Below are 26,024 nucleotides of genomic sequence, written 5' to 3'. Positions count from 1 at the left end.
TAGAGGAGTGGACAAGCCGACCGTTTGAACCAATGTCACAGCCAGTGTATCTGTGCAACTTCGGAACATTCCAAGGTGAAGGTCCGCAAAGCGCACGAAAGCAGACTCCTGCGCAAACGCAGCGAAATGGCGCTTCGTCCGCAGAGCCGCCATCGGCGTGCCCAAGCACTCGATGCGGCCTTCGCAATTGCAGCGAAAATCTCGTTTGAATCCATATTGACCGATGCTGCAATGAGATCGAATGGCTGCTTTACGGAAATCGCGGGCGTTGTCAGATAAGTTTGGCGATCGATCATGTGATCTCCGATTTTGTTCAACGGCCACTCAAAATCCGTTTGAATACTTCGAAACTAACCCTGAAATCAATCACCTCGCGGTAATGTACTAAGTGCGATATCCGATGAGTTTTTGGCAGATCGAAGACGTTTTGCATGAGCGCGGAATTGATATTTTCGACGAAATGGTTCGATTTTGGGTGACGCGATTTGGCGCGAAGTTTGCCAAAGAAATCGGACAAGTTGCCTTCATACTGAGCTGCGTTTCGCGATCTCAGCGTTGTAAATCGGCTGCGACGCTACAAGGTTTGTCAGTTGTCACGGACAGATTTACAACCACTTCAACCATGAAAAATATCTGGAAACCAGGCAAGCCTACTAACGAAAACGCAGTGCCGCTTTGATTGAGTGGTTCTAAATCCAGATTATGACGAAATCAAAGAACGGTTTAATAATACTAGAGGATATGTTTGACCAGACAAAATTGTTCAGGAAGTTTACCTAACTGCATTGCATTTTATGCAGCGACGATCTGATCAGGCCAGCGCTTCTTCCAACGATGCCTGAAGAATATCCAAACCACTATGGATGATTTCGGGCGACGCGGTAAGCGGGACTAACAAGCGGATAACGTTACGCGCAGGTCCCGCAGTGAGAAGGATAAGCCCGTTGTTCAGGGCCTTTGTCACAATGCGGGCGGTTAAGTCACCATCAGGTTCGCGGCTGTCGCGGTCCGTGACTATTTCGATAGCATTCATGCAGCCAAGCACACGCACATCGCCGATGCAATGGAGGGAGTTTCGTTCGGCCATTTTCCGCAATCGCGTATCAATCTGAGCGCCCATTTCGAGGCCACGGTGCAGCAGGTGTTCTTGTTCAATCTCATCCAGCACAGCAAGGGCGGCCGCGCAGGCCATAGGATTGCCGCCGAACGTTCCGCCCAAGCCCCCTGGAGGGACGACATCGATAATGTCGGCTTTACCAACAACACCAGAAATGGGCAGCCCGCCGCCGATACTTTTGCCGATACAAGTCAGGTCCGGGTTGATGTCATAGTGTTCCATCGCGAACATCTTTCCAGTGCGCCCCATGCCGGTTTGGATTTCATCGGCGACCAGAACGATGCCATGCTCGTCACAAAGCGCGCGCAGGTATTCAAGAAACTCGAGCGTGGCGATGTTATAGCCACCTTCGCCTTGCACAGGTTCAAAAAACATCGCGGCGATTTGATCGGGTGGGCAGTCACTGCGAAACAAGGTCTCGAACGCACGTTTGGTGTCGTCCAGCGTGACGTTGTGAAAGTCATCGGGGAAAGGCAACCGGTAAATTTCACCGGGGAAAGGGCCAAACCCCTCCTTGAATGGAACCATACGCGCACTTAGCGCCATGCCCATGTATGACCGCCCGTGATAGCCGTTTGTGAAGGTGATCATCGCAGGACGACGCGTGTAATATCGCGCAATTTTGATTGCGTTTTCAACGGCTTCACCGCCGGCCGAAAAGAAAAGCGATTTCTTGGCGAAATCACCGGGAAGTAGCGCATTTAGCCGCTCCGCCAGTTCGATGTATGATTTGTATGGTGTGACCTGAAAACAGGTATGGGTCAGCTGATCAAGTTGGTCTTTGATCGCCGCGACAACTCGTGGATTGCGGTGGCCAACATTTTGGCACCCGATGCCGCCGCAAAAATCAATATATCGATTGCCTTCAACATCCCAGACTTCGGCGTTTTCAGCCCTTTGCGCGACGAATGTCGATGAAAAGCTGATCGCGCGTGCGACCGCATTATTGCGCCTGGCCTCAAGGTCTTGATTGCTCATCTTGGTCTCGCTTTTGTCGGCTTCAGGCTGAGAGTTCTCTCCAGCGATGGCAGGCCACGTGATGTTCGTTGCCTGCGGTTTCCAAAACCGGTTCTTCAACGCGGCACCGATCAATCGCGGCGGGGCAGCGCGTTTGGAACTTGCAGCCGGGTGGTGGGTTGGTGGGTGACGGGATCTCCCCGATTAGTTTTTGCGCCTTGCCACGGTCATCCGGATCAAGGGACGGGATCGCTGACAGCAGCGCCTTTGTGTAGGGATGTTTCGGGCCGGAAAACAGTGTGCGGGTTGGTGCCGTTTCGACAAGGCGGCCCAAATACATGACAGCAACATGATCGCAGACATGGGCGACAACGCTCAGGTCGTGGCTGATAAATAGAAATGTCAGCCCCATGTCTTGTTGGATAGCTTTCAGAAGGTTCAGCACATCCGCTTGGATTGACACATCAAGGGCCGCAACGCTTTCATCTGCCACAATAAATTTTGGCCCCGACACCAAGGCGCGTGCGATAGATATGCGTTGGCGTTGGCCGCCAGAAAACGCATGCGGGAAACGTCGTAAGTGTTCGACATTCAAACGGCATTTTGCTGCGATTTCGCGGACCCGTTCGTCGGTTTCGGCGCGGGATTTTGTCAGCCCCATAACCTCGAGCGGTTCTGCGATGATATCGCGAACGGTCATGCGCGGGCTAAGGGCGGCGTAGGGGTCTTGGAAGATTAACTGTGCGCGCTTGCGGTAGTCTTTCAATTCTTTTTTGCCGAGGTCCTTGAGCGAATAAGCGACCTCTCCATCATCAAAGTTCACGTCACCCTTGCTGATCGGGGCGGCGCGCAACATGGCGCGGCCGAGCGTGGTTTTGCCTGATCCGGATTCTCCGACGAGACCGAAAAAGCTGCCCAGTGCGATTTCTAAACTGACGTCATCAACCGCGCGCACGAACGGGGCAGGGCCGATGATGCCGCCGCGCAACGCATAATGAACCGATAGGTTTTGCGCTGTGATCAGAGGTTTCTGGCTCATTGTGATCCTCCCGCTGGATCATAAATGTGGCAGGCCGCCACATGCCCATTTTCGACCGCGGCAAAGGCAGGCACTTGGGTCGAGCATTGTGGCCCCACAACTTCTTGACAACGGGTGTTGTAGACGCAGCCAGGTGGCCGTTCCAACGGTGAAGGAATATCACCGGGGATCGGGGTTAGCGGGGCGTCGATGTCATCCAATGTCGGTAGGGCCGCGAGCAATCCGCGCGTATACGGGTGTGCAGATTTGCGAATGACATCGCGCACGGTGCCTTGTTCAACCAGCTTGCCCAGGTACATCACGGCGACTTTATCCGCCGTCTGGGCGATCACCCCAAGGTCGTGGGTGATGAATATGATGCCCATCCCGAACTCCGATACGAGGTCTTTCATCAGATCGATCACCTGCGCTTGGATCGTCACATCCAACGCGGTTGTGGGTTCGTCTGCAATCAGCAATTTGGGCTTGGTCGACAGAGCCATCGCTATCATCGCGCGCTGGCGCATGCCGCCTGACAGCTCAAACGCGTATTGTCCAAAGCGGGTGCTAGGGTCCGAAATTCCAACGCGGTCTAGCATTTCTATTGACAGGTCTTTGGCCTGCGTTTTGTTGAAATTTGTGTGGATCAACAGCTGCTCGACCATCTGGTCGCCGATTGAAATGGCGGGGGCGAAGCTGGCCATCGGCTCTTGGAAAATCAGCGAAATGGCACCACCGCGCACAACCTTCATTTCGTGATCGTTTTGCAGTGACATGACATCAACCGGACCATCATCAAGGTGCAGCGTGATTTTGGTTTCTGGCCCGTAGATTGCATTGCGCGGGTTCAATTTCATCAGTGATTTTGCGGTGACGGATTTACCCGATCCGCTTTCACCGACCAGCCCCATAATCTCGCCTGCTTCCAAGCTGAATGACACGTCGTCGACGGCAGTAATGCGTCCTTCGTCGGTATCAAATTGCAGGGTCAGGTTTTCAACATCAATCAGGCGGCTCATTTTTTGGTGTCTCCGTAGGGATCAGCCGCATCACGCAATCCATCGCCCACGAACACAAAGGCCATGACCAAAACGATGAAGAAAATGACCGGTATGAAATACCATTGATAGTTCAGCAGCACATCGGCGCTGGTGACGTTTTGCAACATGACGCCCAGCGAATTTACGGGGTCCTTGAGGCCAAGGCCAATAAAGCTAAGCGCGGTTTCAGACAGCACCATGTAAGGGAACGAGATCACCAGATCGACGATGATGTAGCTGGTGAAACTGGGCAGAAGATGCTTGCGAATTACGTGCCCCGAAGAGGCACCGCACAGTTGCGCGGCCAGAACATATTCCTGATTTCGTTCGGTTAGCAAGTGGGTGCGCACCCGTCTTGCAAGTGTTGGCCAACCGATGAATCCCAGGATGATCGAGATAAAGAAAAACCTCTCCTCAGCACTCCACGTATCAGGGATAAAGGCGGCGAGCGCCATGAACAGGGGAATGGCGGGGATGGTGCGCACGGCGTCTGTCACCATCTGGATTATTGAATCGATCCAGCCGCCGTAATACCCTGATATACCGCCGATAATTAGGGCCAACACAAAGGCGATGAACACACCGATTGTTCCAACCGCAAGGGAGGTGTTGATGGCGTGGAAGGTGCGCGAAAAGATATCCTTGCCCGTTGAATCAGTGCCAAACAGGTGAATGTAGCCTTCATCCAGTCCAAACAAATGGGTTTCAAACGTCATGCCAAAGAACTTGTATTTTGATCCTTCAACAAAGAACTGAACATACTGTCGCTTGTCTGTGTTGATCGTTGTGACCCATCGAAAATTGGTCTTAAGCGAACGTTCCCGTTCAACCGCATAGATGAACGGACGCAAAGAACACCCATTGTCATCGCAGAAATGTGGAACTGTTGGTGCGCCGTTCAGGTAGGCTTTGTCGCGTCCCGCAATCGTCGGGTCATAGGGGGTCAGAAACGGTGCAAAGACACCCGACAGAACCAAGAACACCAGAACCCATGCGCCGACCATCGCAGCCTTTTGTTTCTTGAAGCGTGTCCAGATCAATTGTCCCTGCGATGCGGTGAAATAAGCATCCTTGGCGCTTTGATCGATTGAGGCTGTGTAGATATTGGTTTCGGTCATATCTGTTATCCCAATATGCTGCGACGAATACGCGGATCGATCAGGGCCAGCACGATATCAGTGATAAAGTTGATGGCGACGATGCTGCCCGTCAGGAAAAAGATGATCGCGCCTGCAAGCTGTTGATCGTTCGAGCGGGCGAGGGCCTCGATCAGCAACGATCCGGCTTCGGTCAAGGTCAGGATCAATGCGACGATGGGTAGTTCGTTAAAAATGCGGTTCAGATCAAAGCCCAGTGAGTTGATAATCGGACTGAGCGCATGGCGCGCAGGGTAGCGCATCAGCAACCGGCGTCCTGATACCCCACGTGCGGTGGCGGCAGTTACATATAGCTTGCTGATTTCATCAGACATCAAGGCGCGCACGGTTTGAATTGCAAAGGCAGTGGCCGACCAACCTAGGATAAAGACGGGCAGCCAAACGTGGCTCAGGAAATCTTTGATCTTGCCCCAATTCCAGGGTGCATCGCGGTATTCAGCCGAGAACAATCCGGTAAGACTGTCGCCGAACATGACGGTGGAAAACAGCATGATCATTAAGGCTAGCAAGAAGTTCGGCAAGGCCAAACCAAGGTAGCTGACAAGGCGCAGGCTGTTGTTCAGGTAAGGGTTGCGTGACGTGGCAGCGATGATGCCGACTGGAATTGCGATGGCATATGCGACCAGCAGCGAGCCAAGGCAGATACCGATGCTAAGCCAGACCTTTTGACCCAGAAGCTGGCTGATGTTGAGGCGCAGAATACAACTGTCGCCAAATTCGCCCTGAAAGGCGTTGAATATCCACTTTGTCCATCGTTCAAGATAAGGGCGGTCTAGCCCAAGACGGACGCGCTCGACCTCGATATCAGCGATAGAGATCATCGCACCTTGGCTGTTTTTAAAGGCAAGGTAGCGTTCGGCGCAGTCACCGGGCACCAGTTCCATCAAGGAAAAGACGATGAAGGAAACAAGGCAAAGTGTGAAAAAAGCGAGCGCTGCACGGATTATCGCAAATCGTAGAAACTGGACCATCTGTGTTTCCGCCCCGAAGACATATACGACCCATTTTTGGGTTCGCGTTTTTTTTACAGTGTGTTGCGGGCCTAACGTGTAGCCCGCAACTTGAATTTAGTCGTTAAGTATCGATCTTATTCGTCAAGATACCACTGCGATGGACGGTAAGGGTACGTCCGGTAGTAGGCATAAGACGCCGTTTTGAACTGCGTCACGTTCTTGAGCGCGGCCGCGTAATAAATCGGCTTTTGCTCTTTCACGGTTCCGATAAACAACAGGTTGCTGGTCATGGTTTCGACCAAGCGTAGACCCGCCGCATCAGATTCAGGTGTGCCGACTTGGGCGGCCTGAAACGCTTTGACGTCTGCCATCATTTGGTAGGCATACTCTGGTGGTTTCACGCCTGCGCTGCCATCGGATTCAACGTATTCGCCCCACAACATTGCAGTACGCATATTGAAGTAGTTGTCATATGGCGGGATGAAGATTTCACCATTCCCAAGGACAACTGCCAGCGGCACAGATTTTTCCCACAATGTCACATCAAGCTGGTTCGAGGATTGTGCCGAGCGGTATTCGTCCGACGTAACCTCTTTGACCGTGTTGTTGATGCCAACGTCACGCCAGCTTTGCCCAACCAGTTCAACGATCTTGATTGAAATGCCTTGGGTAGCAACTTGCAGGTTCAGCGTCAGCGGGTCGCCATTTGGCAATTCGCGCATGCCGTCACCGTCCGTGTCAACGACACCGATTTCGTCCAGCAACGCTTTGGCCATCTCTGGATCATGCTGTGCGAAATGCTGTTCCCATTGTGCAGGGACAAAATCAGGCGTTGGTGAGAAACCGACATATTGCTGCGGCGTCCCTAGGCCAAACATCGCGACTTCGTTGATTTCGTCCCGGTTCATCGCGACAGACATCGCTTGGCGGAATTTCAGATCGCCAAAAACTTTGCGTTTTTCAAGGTCATCGGACGTGACGTTGAAGGCAAAGGTTGGCATCGTGATGTCGGGTTTCAGATCGACAACGAATCCGCCCTTTTCTTGATTTTCCAGCAGCAATGGCACGTAATCGATCTGTAGGGCTTGCGCCTTATAATCGACCTCACCGTTGACCAGTTTCAGCAAACGCACTTCGCTTTCACCAACAAAGATCTCGTCCATCTCGTTGATATAAGGCAACTGGTTGCCAGCCGTGTCGACCATGTAGAAATACGGGTTGGCGACAAATTGGCGACCTTCGGTGCTCTCCGAGATTACGATGTGGCTTTCCAAAGTTGGCGCCGCATCCAGCGGCAGGTTCGCTACTTTGTCTGGGTGGGCCAGCATTGGTGTTGGCGTGTCCATCCAATCAGAGCTGCCGTAATACGCTTTGACCAGATCATAACCGTTCTCAAACCCAAGCGATTGGGCAAGCGCATCCGCATCAGGATTTACGTCAGGATGAAATTGACCAAGGAAGTGCTTGGGCTGGAAACCCTGCGCGTAGTGGTTCGCAAAGTGGGCCAAGAACCCCGGCTTTGGCGATGGCATGTTGAAACGCACAGTCAGCGCATCAATCACGTCAACGGTCATCGCTTCGCCACCAGCCAAAACATAGTCTTTCGGGCTTTCGATCACGTTGGAATCAAGTTGCAGGTTTTCGTACCAGAACTCGACGTCCTCTGCACCAAACGGGGCACCGTCAGACCACTTGTGGCCTTCGCGCAGAACAAATGTCAGCTGCGTGAAATCATCGTTCCATGACCAGCTTTTAGCGACGTTGGGTACTATTGTTGTCAGATCATCGGCGTAACGCACCAGATTGACGTGGCGCACAGACATAAAGTCGGATGTGCCTGCCTCGGTCGCGTTGGACAGCGCGTTGAACATGCCGCCATAGCTGCCGATGGTGTCATATGGGGCAACAACCAACGGCTCTGATGGTAAGCGATCCACCAGTGCGGGCATGTCAGGGTTGCCACGAATGCGTGCGTTCATTGCTGCGATGTCAGGGTTTTCAGAAACCTCTAGCGTGCAATTTGCCAGTGTTTGGAATTCTGCCAACTCGTACTGTTGGGGGAACGCGCCCGCACCAACACCCATCGGGTCTGATACGGTGACAGCCGGGCAGGCCGCCATCGCTGCACCAGCAAAGGCTGTCAGCGCCGCACTAGATAAAAGTATCTTTTTCATGATGTCTTTCCTTGTTGGGTTTTTGCCGTGTGTCGGCAAACAGATTGTTGAGCTAGAGGCCATTGTTCGTGTTCGAAATTATGATCCAATATTTGGACTCAATGCGTTGCTAAATGCGTTTTGTAACAGCCTAAAAACGGGGTGCTATTTTTTGAAGGTTTTGGGTCGATGTGCTTGGCGCATGCGTGGTCTGGTAACGTGGTAGGCACCCCTAGGTGAGGGCAGTCGCACAATTGTGTAGTCATGTAATTTCCCCGCAGCTATCTAAAGTAAGTAATATAACTTGCATGGAGTCAATAAATTTTGTTTTTCTTGCAGTAGCAGCCAGAAAACAGCCATGTACAGGAATTGGCCGGTTCCGCGTCCCACTGTCCTGACAAAGGTTATCTCGATGATTTATGATTTTCTAGTGATTGGCGGAGGAATCGCTGGTGCATCGGCGGCGTATGAGCTGGCGGCAGATGCGTCCGTGTTGCTGCTAGAGGCAGAAGACACGACCGGATATCATGCCACGGGCCGGTCAGCTGCGCTGTTTACACGAAATTATGGCTGCCCAATTGTTATGCAAATCAATGCGACCAGCGCGCATTTTTTCCAGTCGCCGCCTTTAGGATTCTGTGAAACACCTTTGGTGACCACACGTGGGTGCCTCACTGTGGCCTCTGGTGGTCTAGAAGGTGAACTTGATGCTTTGCTTGCTAGGTCGGAACCTTCGGACAGCGTATGTCGGATCGCCCCCCAAAATGCTTTGGAAATGGCTCCGTTTTTACGTTCTGAGCGGGTTGCGGATGCAGTTTTTGAGGCAGGCGTCAGCGATATTGATGTGGCAGCACTTCACCTTGGCTTTATCAATGGGGCAAAAGCCCGTGGTGCCATAATCGCAACTAAGCATCGTGTTTTGTCTGTTTTGCGTGAAGATCGTGTTTGGCGCGTCAACACTGCCAGTGAAAGTTTCTCGACGGCATGTATCGTAAATGCGGCGGGGGCTTGGGCTGATAAAGTCGGTGCAATGGTAGGCGCGCGGTCCATCGGGTTGGTCCCAAAACGGCGAACGGCCATCATTGTAAAAGCGCCAGCGGGGCTAGATTGCGCAGCGCTACCTTCAATAGATTTTGCGGGAACCGCCGCCTATTTGAAACCTGATGCCGGTAGGATTATGGCATCCCCGGGTGATGCGACGCCAAGCGAACCTTATGATGCTTGGCCGGATGATATGGATATCGCCGTTCTGGTCGATTGGATTGAACGCGAGACAAAGATCAAGGTTGCGCGGATAGAACACAGTTGGGCAGGGCTGCGTAGCTTTGTTGCGGATGAGGCTCCGGTCGTTGGGTTTGATCCCGATGTCCCCGATTTCTTTTGGCTGGCAGGACAGGGGGGGTACGGGATCATGATGGCTCCGGTTTTGGCCAAGTTGACTGCGGAGTTGTGTACCGCAACCGTGGGCGCGCATTCCAAAGCCTTTGCGCAATCTCTCGCACCTGAACGCACGACCCAACTTTATGGAGGCGATCAATGAGTAATCAAACCCTGCGTGAGCGTTTGAACGATGCGATGTCCTCCTCTTCAAAGGCGGACCGTGCATTGGCGGCCTACATGTTGGCGGAATTGGGCAGTCTACCGTTTGAGACGGCGGCGAGTTTGGCGGCTAAAGTTGGGGTTAGTGAACCCACTGTCGGCCGGTTTTGCCGCGCCATTGGGTATGATGGCTTTAAGGATTTCAAAAAGAACCTTCGCAATGACATCGGTGATCAGCCTTGGTTAATCGGTGATCGTTTGCGTGATTTACAACAACGCAACCGAGCCGGTGAGGATCAGTTAACGCGCGGTCTTGAGTTAGAGATGGCAGCACTTGTCGCTGTGTATGAAGCTGCGCACACGCCTGAGTGGGACCGCGTGGTCAAAAGATTAGCGCGGGTACATTCGGTCTTTGTTGTTGGCTTTCAAACGGAACGTGGCATAGCGCAGATTTTCACCCATCAATTGCAGTATCTAAGAGATAAGGTGCATCTGCTTGATTTGGCGAGTGGAAACTTTGCAGATCTACTGGCTGCGGAAGATAACGATACAGCATTAGTGATTTTTGAGGCCCGTAGATATTCGCATAACGCGCTGTTACTCGCACAAGAAGCCAAGTCCGAGGGCATACCGGTAACGCTGATCACTGACCCTTACTGCGATTGGGGCCACAAATGTGCGGACGAGGTTTTTGTTGTGCCTACGTCGTTTAACCTGTTTTGGAATTCGACCGCGCAGATGGCCAGTCTTGCCAATCTTTTGGTGAACGGTGTGTTTATGGAACTTGGGCCCGAGGTTGAGGCCCGGATGAACAAAGTTGCGCGTCTTTATGGCAAGTTTACCGGCCATGTTGATGGAACCACCCAAAACAAAACAGAACCAAAAACATAAGATGGGCGTAGGATTCATATCATGAGTTTCAAAGTTCTAAGCGCCGAAATTGTACATGAGACCAATACCTTCAATATACATCCAACGACGATACAGTGCTTTCAGGATCGCTATCTTTTGAATGGGGAACAGGCGATTTCTGCACGCGGGGACCAAAATACCGAACTTGCCGGATTGCTTGACACAGGTCGCGATCATGATTGGCAGATAAACCATGTCATAAGCGCAGCTGCGGGGCCCGGCGGTGTTGTAACACGAGAAGCATTTGATGAATTGACCGCGCCCTTGATCAGCGCCGCGCAAGGGTCCTGGGGCGGCATATTCCTGATGCTTCACGGCGCGATGGTCACTGATTTTTGCGAGGATGGTGAGGGGGAGATACTTGGTCGGCTTCGCGCGGTTGTTGGGCCAGATGTGCCGATCGCTGTAACTCTTGATCCTCATGCAAACGTGACCGCATCAATGTGCGAACTCGCGCAAATCCTTGTGTCGTATACCACCTATCCTCATGTCGATTTTCGCGCAACGGGGCGGCGTTGCGGTGAACTTTTGCAACGCACCATGTTAGGTGACATTAAGCCTAAAACGCTGCGTGCGCACAGACCAATGTTAGAAGAAGCAAATGCAGGACGCACAGACCTTGGCCCAATGATTGAACGACACGCTTTGGCACGGTCCTATGAGGCGCGCAAAGGTGTTTATGCCATCAGCATCAACGGCGCATTTCCTTGTGCGGACATCGCCGAAGTTGGCCCGACGGTTCTGGTCACCTGTGACGGTGATACCGTGGCCCATCGGTCTATCGCTGAAGCGCTTGCCGATGACATATGGAACCGACGCTGCGAAGCAATGAACACGTATTTAACCAGTGCCGAGGCTGCGAAGGCTGCAAATGCATGGAACGGGGACGCAGGTCCATTGGTCATTGCAGATTACGCCGACAATCCCGGTTCGGGTGCCTATGGTGATGCGACCAACCTGTTGGCCGAATTGCTCGGGGCTGAGGTCAAGAACGCGTGCTTTGGCGCGTTGGTCGATCCGAAAGCTGCCAAATCCTTGAATAGTTACCCACTAGGGGCAGAGGTGACATTAGACATCGGTGGTGCGACGGCACCACAAATTGGCGGCAAACCACTTCGCGTTACGGGTAATGTCAAGTGGACGGGCGACGGTCGCGTTGTCGGCAGCGGGCCCATGATGGGCGGCCTAGAGCGTAGCTTTGGTGCGACAGCAGTTCTTGAGGTCGCAGGAATTGAGATCCTTATAGTCAGCATCGCCCATCAGATATTGGACTTAAAGCAATTCGAAACATTCGGGATCAACCCAGCCGAAAAGTCGATTGTCGCATTGAAATCCATGCAGCATTTTCGCGCGGCATTTTCGCCCATCGCGGGGCGCATTATCGTTTGTGACAGCGGCGCGCTTTGTACGCTCGACTACGCATCATTGGGCTACAAGAATGTCCCGCGACCTATCTTTCCATTGGATTGAACTGTTTTCTTTTCCAACGTGTTTAGTGGCGAAGCCTAAGGTGCGGGCCGTCGTCGGTAATCGTGTTCAAGGACAATGTGTGGTCCATATTCTTCATTCGATGCTTGAGCATCAGCCTTGTTAATCTGTTCAGGTCCTTCTGGTAGTCAGGGTCATCGGCCACGTTCCTTGCTTCACCGTCGGCGTCGTGATCATACAGAATGGGGGACAGGTCGGCGGCAAATTCCACCAAAGTAAACCGCGCCTCGCGTAGGATCGCCAGTGATGAATCACTGGGTCCGGTTCCAAGTGTGGTTTCCCAAAGTGTCGGTTTTTCTGGTCGGGCAAAATCGAATTCAGAAAATGAAAAGGTTCTCCAATCAGCCGGTACTTCGCCACGCAGTAGGGGCAATAGTGATCTACCGTCCACGGAATTTGGGATCTGCTGTCCAACCCAATCGAGAATAGTCGGCATTATGTCGATCGTTTCCACAGGCTCTTTGCGGATCATGCCAGCCTGCGCGGAATTGTCTGGTTGGCGAATGATGAGTGGTGTGTGGTACGCGGCATCGTGGACCGTGAATTTGCCCCAAGTGTGTCGGTCCCCCAGCATCTCGCCGTGATCCGAGGTGACGACAATCATAGTGTTATTGTATTGTCCTGTATCTTTTAGGAATTTTATCACCCGCCCAATGTGTAGGTCAACTTCGGCAATGAGCCCAAAGTAAACAGAGCGCAGTGCCTGTGTGGTTTCATCCGTGGCCTCCAGATCAGCAAGGCCAATGACGTTTTTTGCTGGTGGATTGTTTACAATCGTTGGCCCGAAAAACGCATGGTTTGCGACCTCATCTAACGGGTCAGCAAGACGTTTGGGCAACGGTAACTGGTCTGGCTCGTACATGCTGTTGAATGGCGCTGGGGCCACCAACGGAGGATGTGGGCGAATATAGGTTAGATGCGCAAACCAGTTCTCATTTTGACAGGCAGGCATCATCGCTAGAAACCGGTCGGTCAAAAATGCCGTGTCACTGTCCTTTGCGAGATACAGGGCCGGATCGTTTATTTTTGGCGCAGCATCAGTCTGCGAAACAGGGCGGTAAACATCGTTGTGGGTCTCAAACGTATAGCCTTGATTGATAAGATGCGAACGCCATGGCAATGACTTTTGAAATTGCATTTCGACGACTTCCTGAAAACCATTCATGGGATATTCATGATTTTGTAGTGCTGGGTCATCACCATGAAAGACACGTGGGTCTGGCGGCGTGTCGGTGTACCCAAACAGCATCGGAGTGTAGCCTGCTTGGCGCATTTCAGTGGCAATGTTTGGAATGTCATGTCGCATCGGCGTGCCATTTCTGACGGACCTGTGGTTCATCGAGTATTGCCCTGTCAAAAGTGACGCACGGGAGGGGCCGCATGGGTTTACCACTGAATAATGACGTTGAAACGTCACCGCATCCGCCATCAACGCCCTTAGATTAGGCAGGTCTAAGTGTTGGGCCAGTTTACCAAAGACGCAATCGGCTCGAAGCTGATCAATCACAATAAACAGAACGTTTTTGGTGCTGCGCATGATGGAAACCCTTTCCTTTGCCCTGTAGTTGAATAACGCGTAAAAATTCGTTCTGAAAAGACCTTTCTTAGCGGATGAACGTTAAATATGCGGAATGTCCAAGAAGATGCTGTGAGTGTGTTTCAGTATTCGCTCAGATATGTGGATGTTTGTGGCGGAATTCTGGGTTGCCTATGATCGCGATCAAGAACAAATCACCGAAAATACTTATCTAGAGGTTGAGCTGCTTGGTGCTCTCCATCGTTTGGGCGGGTCGGCGTGAAGTGCCGAGCTAACGATAACTTTGGACGTCTGTGAAGAAACTGTCAGGCGTAGGGCTAGCCATCGAAACGATAGGCCGTGAAAATGGCAGAGATGCGTTTGAGATGTTGAAATATGCGTATGTTTAAAAACGGCGGGAGATGTCGTTGCAGGGCGTTTGACGGTGTTGGTTGAAGTTTGGAAAAAGCGGGGTAGATTTTCCGAAGAGGGATGGTCCGAATTATGTGGAATGCATGAGAATGTTCTGGCCAACGCCAAACTGGCGTCAAATGTTTTGATCTCAGTGTGGTAGAAAACGCGCGATTGCTGAATATGGAGAAACGGGAAGCAAGCGTGCGGAGCGCGACGATCGTAAAAGACATTACAAACGCCTATAATGCAGACGGGCCCATGACGCTGCAATATCGCTTGAGGGTAACGCTTTGCCATCGTATCACTTTGTGGACCTGCGGATTACAACATTTGCGGTACTGCTGTTTTAAAGGTCAGCCATGTCTCCGTCGATCATTGCGATAATCTTGTCGGCTGCCTTGATGCACGCTGTCTGGAATGCCATCGTCAAAAACGCTGTTGATCGCACGACAACGCTTGGTCTTGTCGCTTTTGGTCATGTGTTGCCAAGCGCGATTATGGTGTCTGTTTTGCCGCTGCCAAGCGCCGAAAGTTTTATCTACATAGGATTGTCGACTTTAGTTCATTTTGGCTACTTTTACCTATTGGGCCGCGCCTACCAACATGGTGATCTGAGCGTTGTTTATCCCATTGCCCGAGGTATTGTGCCAGTTCTTGTAACGCTGTGGGCATGGCTGTTGTTGGGCGAAGTGTTGCCGTTTCTGGTGTGGGTTGGGATCGGGCTGATCATCGCAGGCATCTTCTTGAGCAGTTGGAAAGCCCTCACGTCTGGTGTCCAAAAGTCAGCTTTATTGTTGTCTCTGGGTACCGGATTCTGCATCTCAGTTTACTCTTTGGTTGATGGGGTCGGCGTTCGCCTGTCAGAAAATACACTCAGTTATTGGGCCTGGGGCGCATTTTTACATCTGTTTATTGCAGGTTTTGTTGGCTGGCGTAGGCGCAATACCTTTAAGCAATTGCCGGTAAGAATTTGGGTGGTAGGGATCGCTGGAGGCATGGTGTCCATGACGGCATACGGTCTCGTGCTTTACGCTAAGAATTTCGCTGACCTCGGAGTTGTTTCGGCTTTGCGAGAAACATCAGTAGTTTTTGCGACATTGATCGGCTTCTTCGTACTTAAAGAAGGAAATTGGAAACGCCGGTTTTCCGCAGCTATTTTGATGGCTTTTGGCATAGCGATGATAGGGTTTAACGCGTGACCTGCTCTCGCAGAGGAAAACTCTCGATCGTCGAAGGATGTAGTGCTGTATGATTGTGTATCGCTTCGCTTTCAAAGGAAACGTCATCTAGACCTTGGCCTCCGTCCAACAGATCATTACCAAGCGTGCCAACAATAAAATCGTTGCCTACACTGCCGTGGATGACATCATTGTTTTCACTCCCGAAAATTATGTCCTCAGCGTTCAAACGCCCCAGATAGATGTTTGAAAGGGCGGCGTAAGTCACAAAACTGCCCCCAGTAAATCCATAGGCGGCCGTAAAGAATGTGTTTAACTCGGTGATCGCACCCACTGCAGTAGCACTGTTAATTTCCCCGTCAATGAATCGGTTAAAAGCAGAAAGACTCAAGTCAATTCCAACCCCTTCACGGGTGAATTTAATCATGGCCAAAGCGTCGTATGTATCGCTTTCGTTTTCTATAATGTTGTTGGTGAAAGACCTGCTATAGCCCAACCCCATGAACAATGGGTTTCCAGCCCATCCTCCTGGATCTCCATTAAACAAGTCATTTGCGGCAGGAGTGGCATCGTTTTCTGCCAGTAGCGCAATGGGTGGGATCGTAAAAGTGGCTTCTGCTCCACCGATCACTTCATCGAAAATCAAACCGGTAATTTTGTTAGAAAGGGCATCCATACTCGCGTCACTTAGATCACCGCCAAACCGCGTCAGGTTATTGCTGCTTGTTATATTCCCGAATAAACGCACTTTCTGGACCAGAATTTTCATTCACATCAGCAGCACCGTTCAGCCAGATAATAGAATACGGATTAACACCCTCTTGTCCTTCGCCCATATCAGCCAGGCGTCGATAGAACGCAGCGCGCGGATGTGTCACTGCTTCGGTAACCGCTGCGTGAGATGTGTCGTTGTTGAAAATTGCCGTCAATTCAGCAACTCGGATCTAATTCAAAGTGAAAGTAAATTTACTTTCGTTGGTATTCAAGAGTGAAGCGAACGATACTTTCAAGGGCGTCAAGTCGCGTTTGCCAGTCGGCCTCAGAAAACACCGACAAGGGTGGCCAAAGCGTATTTTCGCCAAATGCAGGGATTTTGCCGACTAAAAGTTGAACCCTGATGTCCATGGCGTCTGGTGTTTGTATCGAGAGGTAACAATACTGCTCCTCTTTAAAATCTCTCAAAGGGTTAAGAGGCCTTTCACAGTGCATCAAGATAGGCGCATCAAACCATGTCAGATTCTTTGAAATGTGCGTATCAAAAACTGAGGTTGGCAAATTCGAAACACGATCAAACCCAAAAATGATGCCTTCTTCGGTCTGTGCAACAAACCGTTCTCGAATAACAGGTCTGAGTGTCACTTGAGAAGTGCCTTCCGGATATGCAATCGGCGCATTTAGACATGCGGATTGCTTTAGCGCGCGGCGCGTTAAAGACAGTATTTCCAATGGGATTGCTTGTGCCATGACATCAGTATTTCTACTATCCCCACCTGTAGCAGGCACATCGCCAATACTGCGCATGTCCAAAATTGACAGATTATGCTTTCCCAAGATTGCACTCACTCTGGGAAAATTATTTGCTGTCGGAATGTCTTTCCTGCCCCAAAGTTCTTTAATGCAGTCCGGCTGAGAAAAGAGAGGCTCAGAGAACCCTAAACTTGGGATACAAATTGAAAGTGCTAAAATGCTAAACGACTTACGCAACATAACCACGCACCCTCCATGGTTGTATTCCTCGCTATCAACAGAAGGTGCTGTTGGCAAGAGCGCCCAGAATTTGCTTCGGAAGCACAAATATTTTAGAATGTGCCACTTGCGCAAAATCAGGGTTTTGCAGAAGATTTCCGCACTCTGTCCATCCCGCCCTCAAAGCGACCGGGTGATGTCCTAAAAGTGCCTCTTGAAATATTTTTTCGAAAACTGACCGCGCATAGGATTTTAGGCAATGTGTATCAAGTAAACGACCATTAACCTGATACACTGTCACCACTGCTAAAGCCGACCTTCATGTAAGATGCAGCATCGAGCAGATTGGGCTCTGAGGTGCCCCTAGTTTCCTAGACGCCTGCCTTGTTCTGTTTCATAGTCAACTGGCGACAGCATGCCGTTGTTGGTGTGCTTGCGGGTCGGGTTGTAGAACATCTCGATGTAGTCGAACACGTCCTGCCTTGCAGCATCGCGTGTGACATATGTCCGCCGCCTGACGCGTTCCCGTTTCAAAAGCTGGAAGAAGCTTTCAGCCACCGCATTGTCATGGCAGTTCCCACGTCTGCTCATGCTGGCATCCAGATTGTGTTTGTCCAGGAACGATTGCCACTCTTTGCCCGTGAACTGCGATCCTTGATCAGAATGGATCATCACCTTGGTCTTTGGTTTGCGCCGCCAAACAGCAGCTAACAGTGCTTGCAAAGCAAGATCAGTTGTCATGCGCGACTGCATTGACCAGCCAACGACACGCCGCGAGAACAGATCAATGACCACAGCGAGATACGACCAGCCCTCATGCGTTCTGATGTAGGTAATGTCTGTCACCCATACCGTATCGGGCGCATCAACTTCGAAATGACGGTCCAAGGTGTTGTCGGCAACAACAGCAGGCTTGCCGCCATAGCGCCCTGGACGGCGTCTGTAGTCAATCTGTGCCGAGATGCCTGCTAAGCTGGTCAAACGTGCAACACGGTTCTCTGAGCAGGTCTCGCCTTGATCCAAAAGATCATCGTGCAGTTTGCGGTAGCCGTAGACCTTGCCGCTGTCCGTCCATGCCTGTTGCAGCAGATCAGTTTGCCGAGCGTCTTCAAGCGCACGCTGGCTCAACGGTTCTTTAACCCATGCGTAAAAGCCACTGAAATGCACCATCAGCACACGACACATTGACCGCACCGAAAACTCCGCCCGATGAGCCTCAATAAATGCGTACTTCACTGAGACTCTCGCGCGAAGTTCCCTCTCGTGCATTGCTGCGCAATACCCTGCCGGGCAGCGCGACGGTCGCCTTTTTTAAGATGGTGCGTTCCTCGGTCACCCGGGCCAGTTCGCGCTTCAACCGTCTTATCTCAGCAGCCTGTTCCGCAACCTCAGATCGGGCGCGTGGTGACTTCACAAACTGCGCCTTCCAAGTGTACAAGGATTTGGTGCTGATACCCAACCGCTCGACCACTTCGCTGACAGCGTAACCACGCTCAACAACCTGCGCCACGGCGTCCTGTTTGAACTCGTCTGTAAATCGTATTCCCTTGTTCATAACCGTCTCTCCTTGGTTCCAAAATTACCAAGCAAAGCGTCTACAATACTAGGGGCACCTCAAAGCTTTGCCACTATCCTGACCCTGATTGTTGTCCCAGCACTTTATGCGATCTTCTTTCGCGTAAGCGGCGACGAAACAGCGACCGAATAGGGGCTTGATCAGGGCAGTATGCAACGTGATGCGAGGGTGACATGAAAGCGATACGATTGCCGCTCCTTGGCCTGGCCTTTGCTGCATCCTGCACGCCGGTGCCCGACCGGGTTGCCTTTTCGACGGCGGTCCCATCGGCCAGTTTCCAGAATATTTATGTGACGACTGGACGATTACCAAGCACCGGTGAGGTTGACCTAAAGCAGGACAGAAACGCGAAAACGCGGTTTGTAAAATATGCTGTTTCAATCCCTCCGACCCATGCGCTTGGGCAGATCGAATGGCCAGATGAAACAGTCGACCCCAATACCGACTTTGCCGTCGTTGGCACCGATGATCTTGAAAACAGCACAGGTTTCATCAATCGTATCAAGGCCGAGCGCGATGACGAGGTCGCCATCTTTGTACATGGCTACAACAATACCCCATCCGAGGCGCTTTACCGGTTTGCGCAAATCGGACATGACTTTGAAATCACATCACCGCGCATTTTGTTCGCCTGGCCCTCTGCGGGTAGGGCGACGGGTTATGTCTATGACCGTGATAGCGTGTTGTTTTCGCGCGACCCCTTGGCGGACCTGTTGACCCAGATCAGCAGGACAACGAATAAAGAAATCACATTAATGGCGCATTCAATGGGCGCGCATCTGACGATGGAAGTGCTGCGCCAGCTTGCGATCACCGGCAGGCGGGACGTGCTAGATGATTTACGCGTTGTCGCCTTGTTTGCTCCTGACATCGACCCGGATATCTTTCGCGCGCAGGCAAGGGCCATTGGCACGCTTCCTGATCCGTTCGTCATTATGACAAGTAGTCAAGACCGCGCCCTGAACCTGTCGGCCTTCCTGAACATTGGCCGTCAAAAAGTGGGCGACCTAAGCCGTGCTAAAGACGTGGCTGGCCTCAACATCACACTGTTTGATTTCACAGCACTGGCAGATGGCTCAAACTTTGACCATCTGGTGCCGATGACATCCCCCGCAGCCATCGCAGTCTTGCGCGACTTAGTGCGATCAGACCGCAAAGGGCACCTTGACCTGTCGCAATTCGACATTGGCCCAGACGGCGTCATCCGCGCTCGTGCGCCGCAGGGGTATCTACGCTATTACAGCAGTTTTCACGCTGCGCGCACACGCAGCAAAAAATCAACAGGTCCGGTGTGGGCTCGAAGCGGTTATTCGCTGAGGGTTCGCTAAAGGCGGCTCTGGGTAGGTACAGCCCTCTAAACCACCCACTCAAATAAATATCCCGCTGCCAGCGAGCCCAAAACAGCCAAAGCGAGATATAGCAAAAAGGGTTTCAGTTTCAGGACCGGGGCAATCGCCAAGGCGCCCCAGATGCTGATAACACCGCCTGAGATCAAAAATGCCATAGCGGCGCCCTCTGACATGCCGCTTTCAATCAGACCACGGGTCAAAGGAAGCGCGGCGTACCCATCGATATAGGCCGGTGCTCCGACAAAAACGGCTGCAGGTATGGCCCACCATTGATCCTCCCCGACATATGCCGCCAGCGATCCCGGCGTTAGCGCTGCATTCAGCGCATACTCGGCTGTGAATGCAGGGATCAGGCAAATCAGGATAAGCCGCGCTGTGGCCCAAAATTGTGTGCTGAACGCCCGCCGACGCGCCTCTTTTCTCCAAACCCAAGGGTCGAAAGCCTGAGGCGCTCCACAACGCGCAGCACTCAACTGGCGCGCCAGCCCGTTGTCACGCAGCGCGCTCAATGCCCAAGGCGTTTTGGCAAACAGTCCGGTGATCGCACCGCCAAAGATACCCATCCCAAAAGCCGCGAGCGTTTTGCCAATCGCAAAGCTTAGACCAAGGGTCGCAGCCGTCGTCGCAAGCATCGCTGGGTCTGTGATCGGGGATGACAACCAGAATGCCATGATCGGAGCGAGCGGAACACCCGCTGCCAAAAGTCCGGCCATCAATGGCAATACCGTTACCCCACAGACCGGCGTAATCGCGCCAATCAAAGAGGCGAGCACCACCGTTCGCAGCGTCCTGCCTGCGAATGCGCCGGCAATGTGCGCATCTGCTCCGCTGGCGATGATCCACGCCGCAATAAGAATGCCTGGAATGACGATAGGAGCAACGGCGACCAAACCCCACAGGACAAACTTGGTAGCATTCCATGAGTGTTCCGGCCAAGCAAAGCTTATACCTATCAACAGGAACAGGAATATGCCCCACAGCACGGATTTTTTGTTGAATTGTCGGCGGGCAACTGTCTGCTTGGACATTGGATACTCCTCTAGCCTTGAAAACTAACAGTCAGTATGGCATGCGCAAAATGAATAGCTTCAATTTCTGATATTGGAAAAACAGATGGAAAATCTGGATAGCGATTTGCTGCGCACCTTCGTCGCCGTAACCGAAGCAGGCAGCGTCACGGATGGCGCTGCGCGCATCCATCGATCCCAATCCGCCACCAGTCTTCAGATCAAGCGCCTAGAAGCCATCATCGGGCAACCTGTCTTTGAACGGCACGGGCGCGGCGTTGTCCTCAGCGACACTGGCCGCCAGTTGCTGCCTGTCGCACTGGAAGTTACCGCACGCCTGGACACCGTGCTGCGAGACATCTCTCACAATACTGTGACAGGCAAATTACGGGTGGGTATTCCTGACGATCACGGCCGGGCCAAGCTGGCCGAGATCATCGCGTCCTTTACCCGTCACCACCCCAAAGTCGAGTTGGATGTGACCTGCGCGTTGAGTACGCATTTCCCTGTTGCGCTGGACAAGGGCGTCCTCGACCTTGCGATTTATGAGGTGGAATGCCCGAAAGAAAATGAAGAAGTGTTGATTGAAGATCCGACGTGCTGGGTGTCGTGTGCGCATCGGGAATTCCCCGCTGATGATTGCTTGCCAGTGGCCTTGTTCGATCACGCTTGCTGGTGGCGCGACGCCGCACTCACTTCCTTGAAAGCCCGTGGAAGACCATACCGCATCGTCTATTCCAGCCAAAGCGTCTCTGGCGTCATCGCAGCAGTTGAAGCAGGGATCGCAGTCGGTCTGCTGGGCCGCTCATCTTTGCACTCCGGCCTGTCAGTCATGAACAAAGTTCTTGGCTTCGGAAATACGCCTGCCTCGAAACTGGTGATGGCAGCAAACGGATCACAGGAGACCGGTCCGCAGGATGCGATGAAAGCAGCTATCCGCGCCGCATATTTGACCACGGTCTAGACCAGCGGCCGCTCGGGCACCTTGCGCATACGTCAAAATTGGCTCTCTTGAGCCCTTCGCCGCGCTCATGGTCAGTGTCCAATCTGGAAAACTGCGCCGTTCACCCTGCCTCCGCTTCGATAGTTGGCTCTTGTCGCAACTCAGGCTTCGCCCGATGTCGGCTCAGCAGACGAACCGGACCTTCGCCCCACCTCCAGGTTGCAGCGGCAGCAGCCCACATTGCCAACATTCGCTGCACGCGCAATTTGCAATGATCGGCAAATTCACACATTGCGGATGAAACGCTCTTTCGCTGCGCCTGCGCCAATGTCTGCCTTAGAAACTTTGCCAGGGTAATGCCGAAGAGCGCGGCTTCGTTACTCCCTTCGCCTGCCATACTAGTTCGTGATGTCAGCGATGACTGACCCGAAATCACCTTTCGCAAGATCTTCGCGCGGTATCGCCAGAACGATGGAATACATGTCTCCCCAAATCCACCCCAACAGATCGCTGGTTGGGAGTTCGAGCAAGATTTCATTTGGGCTGGACGGCCCATAAGGCGTGTAAATGAACCCTTTTGGCGGGTGCGACATGCCCCCACGTTCATGCAGCGCGTCAAAACTCCACATTTGTTCAAACCGGTCCCGTGCCTCGGGGCTGAGTGACGCAGGATCGTCTAGATAGGCGGTCATGGCGGCCTTCTTAAGCCGATGGAGATAGAGGTAAGAGAACCGAAGATCGTTTTCCTCGAATGGGTCCGTTAGCTTTGCGTCTTGCACCTCAATCACAGCATAGCCGTCCGCATCATTCTTGAGGTAGCGTATGTTGCCGACATCCAATTGATCAAAATCAGGCATCCGGGCGCTTACGCTGTTCAGGTTAAAGGTTTGTAGGCAAGGCAACAGCTCTGTCTTGATCTCTTCGAAGGTCGCGCGCGATCGCAAAACCTTTTGTTCCAGATCGACCAGCGCAGCCCGCGTATCATCTTTGAGCTTTTTCTCGGTCAGGAAAGCCGAGATGCTTGCAATGCGTCTTGTCAGTCCTTCGTCCGCATATCTCAGTAAGTAAGCTAAGCTTTCTGCGTCAAACGGGTGGTAGGCAGGATTGCTCAGTCTTAAGCGTTCATGTTCGAACGGGTTCGGAAAACCGGGTGCCTTGCCGCTTGGGTAACCCGACGGTGCCGGCAGCGCTCCAACATGCTCTTCGATTGCAACAGGCCATTGCGGAAAATACGCGCCGGTTTTCGGGGTTTCACCAAAGGAGTTACGGAACCACCGTGTTTCCGCAGGGCTGACACCATCGCGTCGCAGCACTTCACCCTCGACATGCAGCACTTTTACCGCTGCCATTTCGGGATGTACAAAAACAGCGATGCTGCCGGTTCGGGGTCCAACCCCAGACCAGATGTTTTTCGGCAGCTTTGAAAGGTCAATCTGCGCAACAAAGCACAGTGGCGTGCCTTCGATTTCTGGCCAAGCCGTGGCACGGGGAAGGCGCGGTGCGCCTCCAAACCAACCGACCTGCTCAGCGCCGTGATTTGGCAACACAGGTATCAAGCTGACCGATGGACCCGCATTTTTGACCGCCTCGTCTTGCATGCGCGCCGTCTTAGCCTCGTTTTCAATGATGTCACGGACTAATGTGTCGGCTGTGATAGTGTCCGTCTTTTGACGCAGTAAATACGCCAAGCCGATCAGGATCATCCAAACGGCACCGACGTATTTGAGCCCCATCAAGGCAAGATGAGGCGGTATAAGGTGCGTGGAACTGCGGGCGCCTCGCGACGGGGCCTCAATCCAAATCAGGAAAAGGACCATGGCCGCAACGAAGCAAATTACGACGCCCATCATGACGTAACTGCGCAACGTGCTGCGTAAACTCTTTGCCATTCTGTCGACCTCACCCTTTTGATGCCCAAGTTCAAGCTGCTGAAAGCGTTCATTTTGAGCGTTTAGTTTGTCAAGTTCATGTCGGTTCTTGTTCGAAGCGAAAGAAGCTCTGCAATATGTGCATTTCAGGTGGTCTTCCGCCATATTGGGCAGTAATTGCCCCTACCGCGCGTTCAAGGCGTCTTCCATTCCGGGGTTTAAGTGTTCGGACAACTCTCTTCCGATGTCTAATGTTGTTTTGGTCATCGTTCATACCTGCTTGGAAATTTGATCTTGAGCCGGCGGAATCTATCCGGCCAACTGTTGGTCTGGCGCATTGCGGAATTCGGCAGCCATAAAGTCAACAAATGCGCGGGTTTTTGGGGCGAGGTTGCGTCGTTGGGCGAACATCACGACGATATCCGTACTGGGTGGTGCATATTCCGGTAGAACGTGAACCAATTCAGCAACACGGAATTTTTCTTGAACCATGTAATACGGCAATCGCGCGATTCCGATGCCAGCAAGTGTGGCCCGATAGACGACGTCTGTACTGTTCCCTTCAAAGTTACCTTGCGCCTCAAATGCGTGTTGATTGACGGGTTCAACACTGCTCCAAGAATTGCGCTCGCTACTGCCTGCAACCCTCAAACAATTGTGTTTGGCCAATTCTGCAAAATCTGACGGCGTACCACAGCGTTCTAGATACCAGGGAGTAGCGCAAAGAACCCTTCGGCTCTGCATGATCCGCCGCACCACAAGATCAGGGTTCTTACGCTGTTCAGCAAAGCAGATTGCGACATCAAAACCCTCTCCTTGCAGATCAACTTCTCTGTCTTTCAAGTCCAGCGAGACTTGCACTCTCGGGTTTTCTTCCATGAACTTTGGCAACGCTGGCATCAACTGAGATTTTCCAAACGCGACAGTACACGCGATCTTGAGAGTGCCACGCGGGATGCCGTCCATGTTTTGGATGAGCGCTTCGGCTTCTTTGAATTTATCGGCCATTGCACTGCATTTTTCATAGAAATCTTGGCCTTCTTGTGTCGGAGAGACGCCAGTCCGCGTTCGATTGAGTAGGCGGTGGTGAACATGATCCTCAAGCAGACCAATCTGCTTGCTGACAGCCGAGGGCGTTTGCCCCATCGATCTCGCTGCGGCAGAGATGCTTCCCTGCTCAACTACTTTTGCAAAGATCAACATCTGCGCGGAAATATCCATTTAACGTTACCTGCCTGTGCCAAACTGGAACGGGCCCTATGCCAAATCGCTCAATTGTGAGCGCTACCGAGACCTCGTATCTCTGCGTTGCAGCATAACTTCTGCACTGCAGCAAGGGGCGAGATAATATCATGGCGATAACACGATCAAACAATTGGCTAGATGTCGTTCTGGAAGCTGGCCGCACATTCTTTCATCAAAAGCGCAAAGGAATGCAGCGTGCGTTGGCAAGACGCAAAGTCTATCGCGCCACGTATTCTGAACTTGCGGCTCTCTCTGATCGGGATCTCAATGATTTGGGCATTCGACGCAGCAACATCAAGAGAATGGCAATGGAGGCAGCGTATGACTTTTAATACTCAACCGGAAGAGACAGGTAGCAGTTACGCAATCACTTGTCTCATTTCGTTACTGGCTACATTCGGAGCAAAGGCAAATGCTGCCTTGAGGACCCTCCAAGTGGCCCGGATGATGTCTACACTTTCAAGTATGAGCGATATTCAGCTCGCGCAGATCGGTATTTCACGATCTGATATCCCCGAATACGCCGAAACACTGATGGCAAAAGAATAACGAAACGGACCGGTAGGTCTGAAGAGTTCACGAAAAGTGTTGGTCCTCGCTCCTCCCAGAGTAAGCCAGCGCGAGCGGCGGCGAAAAAAATCAACAGGGAACGCCAACGCACAGGGCCAGCATCTTCACCTCCTCCCGAAGATGCTGGCTCAAATTATTCTGTCCAGCGGGAGTGCTGAACGATGCGTAACCGCGAATTTCCTCAAGATTTGATAGTCCGTCGCCTTAATTCAAGCGATCAGGTCGAAATTTTCGACCAATAAATACGTTTGGATTTCCAGTCATATCGGGCCCGACTTTGTAGAACCTGATTTGCAAAACAGCGGAGTAGAAGATGCGTCTTTTCTATCGAACTTTTG

23 protein-coding genes and 1 pseudogene are annotated in these 26,024 nt (G+C 52.2%); 9 read left to right on the top strand and 15 right to left on the bottom strand.

What is annotated here, in order from left to right; translation table 11 throughout:
- Positions 1 to 35: 35 nt before the first annotated feature.
- Positions 36 to 296, bottom strand: coding sequence for a hypothetical protein (locus tag ACFIO0_RS10640; protein WP_390910376.1), 261 nt, complete (start codon positions 294 to 296; stop codon positions 36 to 38).
- Between the two features lie 104 nt (positions 297 to 400).
- Between ACFIO0_RS10640 and ACFIO0_RS10635 the strand changes: the two genes are divergently transcribed.
- Complete coding sequence (locus tag ACFIO0_RS10635) at positions 401 to 679, top strand: hypothetical protein (RefSeq protein WP_390910375.1); 279 nt, start codon at positions 401 to 403, stop codon at positions 677 to 679.
- A 132-nt stretch (positions 680 to 811) separates the two neighbouring features.
- Here the strand turns inward: ACFIO0_RS10635 and gabT are convergent, their stop codons facing one another.
- The 6 genes from gabT to ACFIO0_RS10605 all read right to left on the bottom strand — a co-directional run bounded on the left by gabT (position 812) and on the right by ACFIO0_RS10605 (position 8,416).
- A complete protein-coding gene (gene gabT, locus ACFIO0_RS10630; protein WP_390910374.1) occupies positions 812 to 2,095 on the bottom strand; it encodes a 4-aminobutyrate--2-oxoglutarate transaminase in 1,284 nt (427 codons plus the stop codon).
- A gap of 22 nt (positions 2,096 to 2,117) precedes the next feature.
- Positions 2,118 to 3,113, bottom strand: coding sequence for an oligopeptide/dipeptide ABC transporter ATP-binding protein (locus tag ACFIO0_RS10625; RefSeq protein ID WP_390910373.1), 996 nt, complete (start codon positions 3,111 to 3,113; stop codon positions 2,118 to 2,120).
- A complete protein-coding gene (locus ACFIO0_RS10620) occupies positions 3,110 to 4,111 on the bottom strand; it encodes an oligopeptide/dipeptide ABC transporter ATP-binding protein (protein ID WP_390910372.1) in 1,002 nt (333 codons plus the stop codon). The genes ACFIO0_RS10625 and ACFIO0_RS10620 overlap by 4 nt, the downstream gene beginning before the upstream one ends.
- The gene (locus tag ACFIO0_RS10615; protein WP_390910371.1) at positions 4,108 to 5,250 is read right to left on the bottom strand and encodes an ABC transporter permease subunit; all 1,143 of its coding nucleotides are present in this window, start codon (positions 5,248 to 5,250) and stop codon (positions 4,108 to 4,110) included. Before ACFIO0_RS10615 ends, ACFIO0_RS10620 begins: the two co-directional genes overlap by 4 nt.
- Before the next feature lie 5 nt (positions 5,251 to 5,255).
- Positions 5,256 to 6,260, bottom strand: coding sequence for an ABC transporter permease subunit (locus ACFIO0_RS10610; protein ID WP_390910370.1), 1,005 nt, complete (start codon positions 6,258 to 6,260; stop codon positions 5,256 to 5,258).
- A 116-nt stretch (positions 6,261 to 6,376) separates the two neighbouring features.
- Positions 6,377 to 8,416, bottom strand: a complete 2,040-nt coding sequence (locus ACFIO0_RS10605; RefSeq protein WP_390910369.1) for an ABC transporter substrate-binding protein — start codon at positions 8,414 to 8,416, stop codon at positions 6,377 to 6,379.
- A gap of 391 nt (positions 8,417 to 8,807) precedes the next feature.
- Between ACFIO0_RS10605 and ACFIO0_RS10600 the strand changes: the two genes are divergently transcribed.
- Genes ACFIO0_RS10600 through ACFIO0_RS10590 form a run of 3 tightly spaced genes read left to right on the top strand, consistent with a single transcriptional unit; the run spans position 8,808 to position 12,316 of the window.
- Positions 8,808 to 9,935 carry an FAD-dependent oxidoreductase gene (locus ACFIO0_RS10600; RefSeq protein ID WP_390910368.1) on the top strand — a complete coding sequence of 376 codons (1,128 nt, stop codon included), beginning with the start codon at positions 8,808 to 8,810 and terminating at the stop codon, positions 9,933 to 9,935.
- Positions 9,932 to 10,825: an SIS domain-containing protein gene (locus ACFIO0_RS10595; RefSeq protein WP_390910367.1), complete on the top strand. Its 894-nt coding sequence runs from the start codon at positions 9,932 to 9,934 to the stop codon at positions 10,823 to 10,825. The genes ACFIO0_RS10600 and ACFIO0_RS10595 overlap by 4 nt, the downstream gene beginning before the upstream one ends.
- 21 nt (positions 10,826 to 10,846) lie before the next feature.
- Positions 10,847 to 12,316: a M81 family metallopeptidase gene (locus ACFIO0_RS10590; RefSeq protein WP_390910366.1), complete on the top strand. Its 1,470-nt coding sequence runs from the start codon at positions 10,847 to 10,849 to the stop codon at positions 12,314 to 12,316.
- Between the two features lie 22 nt (positions 12,317 to 12,338).
- Here the strand turns inward: ACFIO0_RS10590 and ACFIO0_RS10585 are convergent, their stop codons facing one another.
- Positions 12,339 to 13,871, bottom strand: coding sequence for a sulfatase-like hydrolase/transferase (locus ACFIO0_RS10585; protein WP_390910365.1), 1,533 nt, complete (start codon positions 13,869 to 13,871; stop codon positions 12,339 to 12,341).
- 752 nt (positions 13,872 to 14,623) lie between these two features.
- Between ACFIO0_RS10585 and ACFIO0_RS10580 the strand changes: the two genes are divergently transcribed.
- Positions 14,624 to 15,463 (top strand): EamA family transporter, encoded by an 840-nt coding sequence (locus tag ACFIO0_RS10580; RefSeq protein WP_390910364.1) that lies wholly within the window; start codon positions 14,624 to 14,626, stop codon positions 15,461 to 15,463.
- Here the strand turns inward: ACFIO0_RS10580 and ACFIO0_RS10575 are convergent.
- The 4 genes and pseudogenes from ACFIO0_RS10575 to ACFIO0_RS10560 all read right to left on the bottom strand — a co-directional run bounded on the left by ACFIO0_RS10575 (position 15,453) and on the right by ACFIO0_RS10560 (position 18,683).
- A complete protein-coding gene (locus ACFIO0_RS10575) occupies positions 15,453 to 16,118 on the bottom strand; it encodes a hypothetical protein (RefSeq protein ID WP_390910363.1) in 666 nt (221 codons plus the stop codon). The two genes, ACFIO0_RS10580 and ACFIO0_RS10575, sit on opposite strands and share 11 nt — an antisense overlap.
- Before the next feature lie 37 nt (positions 16,119 to 16,155).
- Positions 16,156 to 16,371, bottom strand: a complete 216-nt coding sequence (locus ACFIO0_RS10570; RefSeq protein ID WP_390910362.1) for a hypothetical protein — start codon at positions 16,369 to 16,371, stop codon at positions 16,156 to 16,158.
- Positions 16,372 to 16,408: 37 nt separating this feature from the next.
- On the bottom strand, positions 16,409 to 17,149 hold the full coding sequence (locus tag ACFIO0_RS10565) for a hypothetical protein (protein WP_390910361.1): 741 nt from the start codon (positions 17,147 to 17,149) through the stop codon (positions 16,409 to 16,411).
- 342 nt (positions 17,150 to 17,491) lie between these two features.
- Positions 17,492 to 18,683 (bottom strand): annotated as a pseudogene (locus ACFIO0_RS10560) (IS3 family transposase).
- 194 nt (positions 18,684 to 18,877) lie between these two features.
- Here ACFIO0_RS10560 and ACFIO0_RS10555 point away from each other — a divergent pair.
- Positions 18,878 to 20,032: an alpha/beta hydrolase gene (locus ACFIO0_RS10555; protein WP_390910360.1), complete on the top strand. Its 1,155-nt coding sequence runs from the start codon at positions 18,878 to 18,880 to the stop codon at positions 20,030 to 20,032.
- A gap of 26 nt (positions 20,033 to 20,058) precedes the next feature.
- On the opposite strand, the gene ACFIO0_RS10550 is transcribed toward ACFIO0_RS10555, so the two are convergent.
- Positions 20,059 to 21,081 carry a permease gene (locus ACFIO0_RS10550; protein WP_390910359.1) on the bottom strand — a complete coding sequence of 341 codons (1,023 nt, stop codon included), beginning with the start codon at positions 21,079 to 21,081 and terminating at the stop codon, positions 20,059 to 20,061.
- Between the two features lie 85 nt (positions 21,082 to 21,166).
- Between ACFIO0_RS10550 and ACFIO0_RS10545 the strand changes: the two genes are divergently transcribed.
- Positions 21,167 to 22,024, top strand: coding sequence for a LysR substrate-binding domain-containing protein (locus ACFIO0_RS10545; protein WP_390910358.1), 858 nt, complete (start codon positions 21,167 to 21,169; stop codon positions 22,022 to 22,024).
- A gap of 377 nt (positions 22,025 to 22,401) precedes the next feature.
- Here ACFIO0_RS10545 and ACFIO0_RS10540 read toward each other — a convergent pair whose 3' ends face one another.
- Both ACFIO0_RS10540 and ACFIO0_RS10535 read right to left on the bottom strand, forming a co-directional pair.
- Complete coding sequence (locus ACFIO0_RS10540) at positions 22,402 to 23,892, bottom strand: DUF1963 domain-containing protein (protein WP_390910357.1); 1,491 nt, start codon at positions 23,890 to 23,892, stop codon at positions 22,402 to 22,404.
- A 288-nt stretch (positions 23,893 to 24,180) separates the two neighbouring features.
- Positions 24,181 to 25,092 carry a LysR substrate-binding domain-containing protein gene (locus ACFIO0_RS10535; RefSeq protein ID WP_390910356.1) on the bottom strand — a complete coding sequence of 304 codons (912 nt, stop codon included), beginning with the start codon at positions 25,090 to 25,092 and terminating at the stop codon, positions 24,181 to 24,183.
- A 131-nt stretch (positions 25,093 to 25,223) separates the two neighbouring features.
- On the opposite strand from ACFIO0_RS10535, the gene ACFIO0_RS10530 reads away from it, so the two are divergent.
- Entirely contained in the window at positions 25,224 to 25,448 is a 225-nt protein-coding gene (locus ACFIO0_RS10530; protein ID WP_390910355.1) for a DUF1127 domain-containing protein, read from the top strand.
- Positions 25,438 to 25,665 carry a DUF1127 domain-containing protein gene (locus ACFIO0_RS10525; protein ID WP_390910354.1) on the top strand — a complete coding sequence of 76 codons (228 nt, stop codon included), beginning with the start codon at positions 25,438 to 25,440 and terminating at the stop codon, positions 25,663 to 25,665. The genes ACFIO0_RS10530 and ACFIO0_RS10525 overlap by 11 nt, the downstream gene beginning before the upstream one ends.
- The last annotated feature ends 359 nt before the right edge of the window (positions 25,666 to 26,024 follow it).

Source organism: Pseudosulfitobacter sp. SM2401 (assembly GCF_042932805.1).
GTDB lineage: Bacteria > Pseudomonadota > Alphaproteobacteria > Rhodobacterales > Rhodobacteraceae > Ascidiaceihabitans.
Note: the sequence above shows the minus strand (reverse complement) of the source record. Positions and strands in the feature narration are given on the sequence as shown.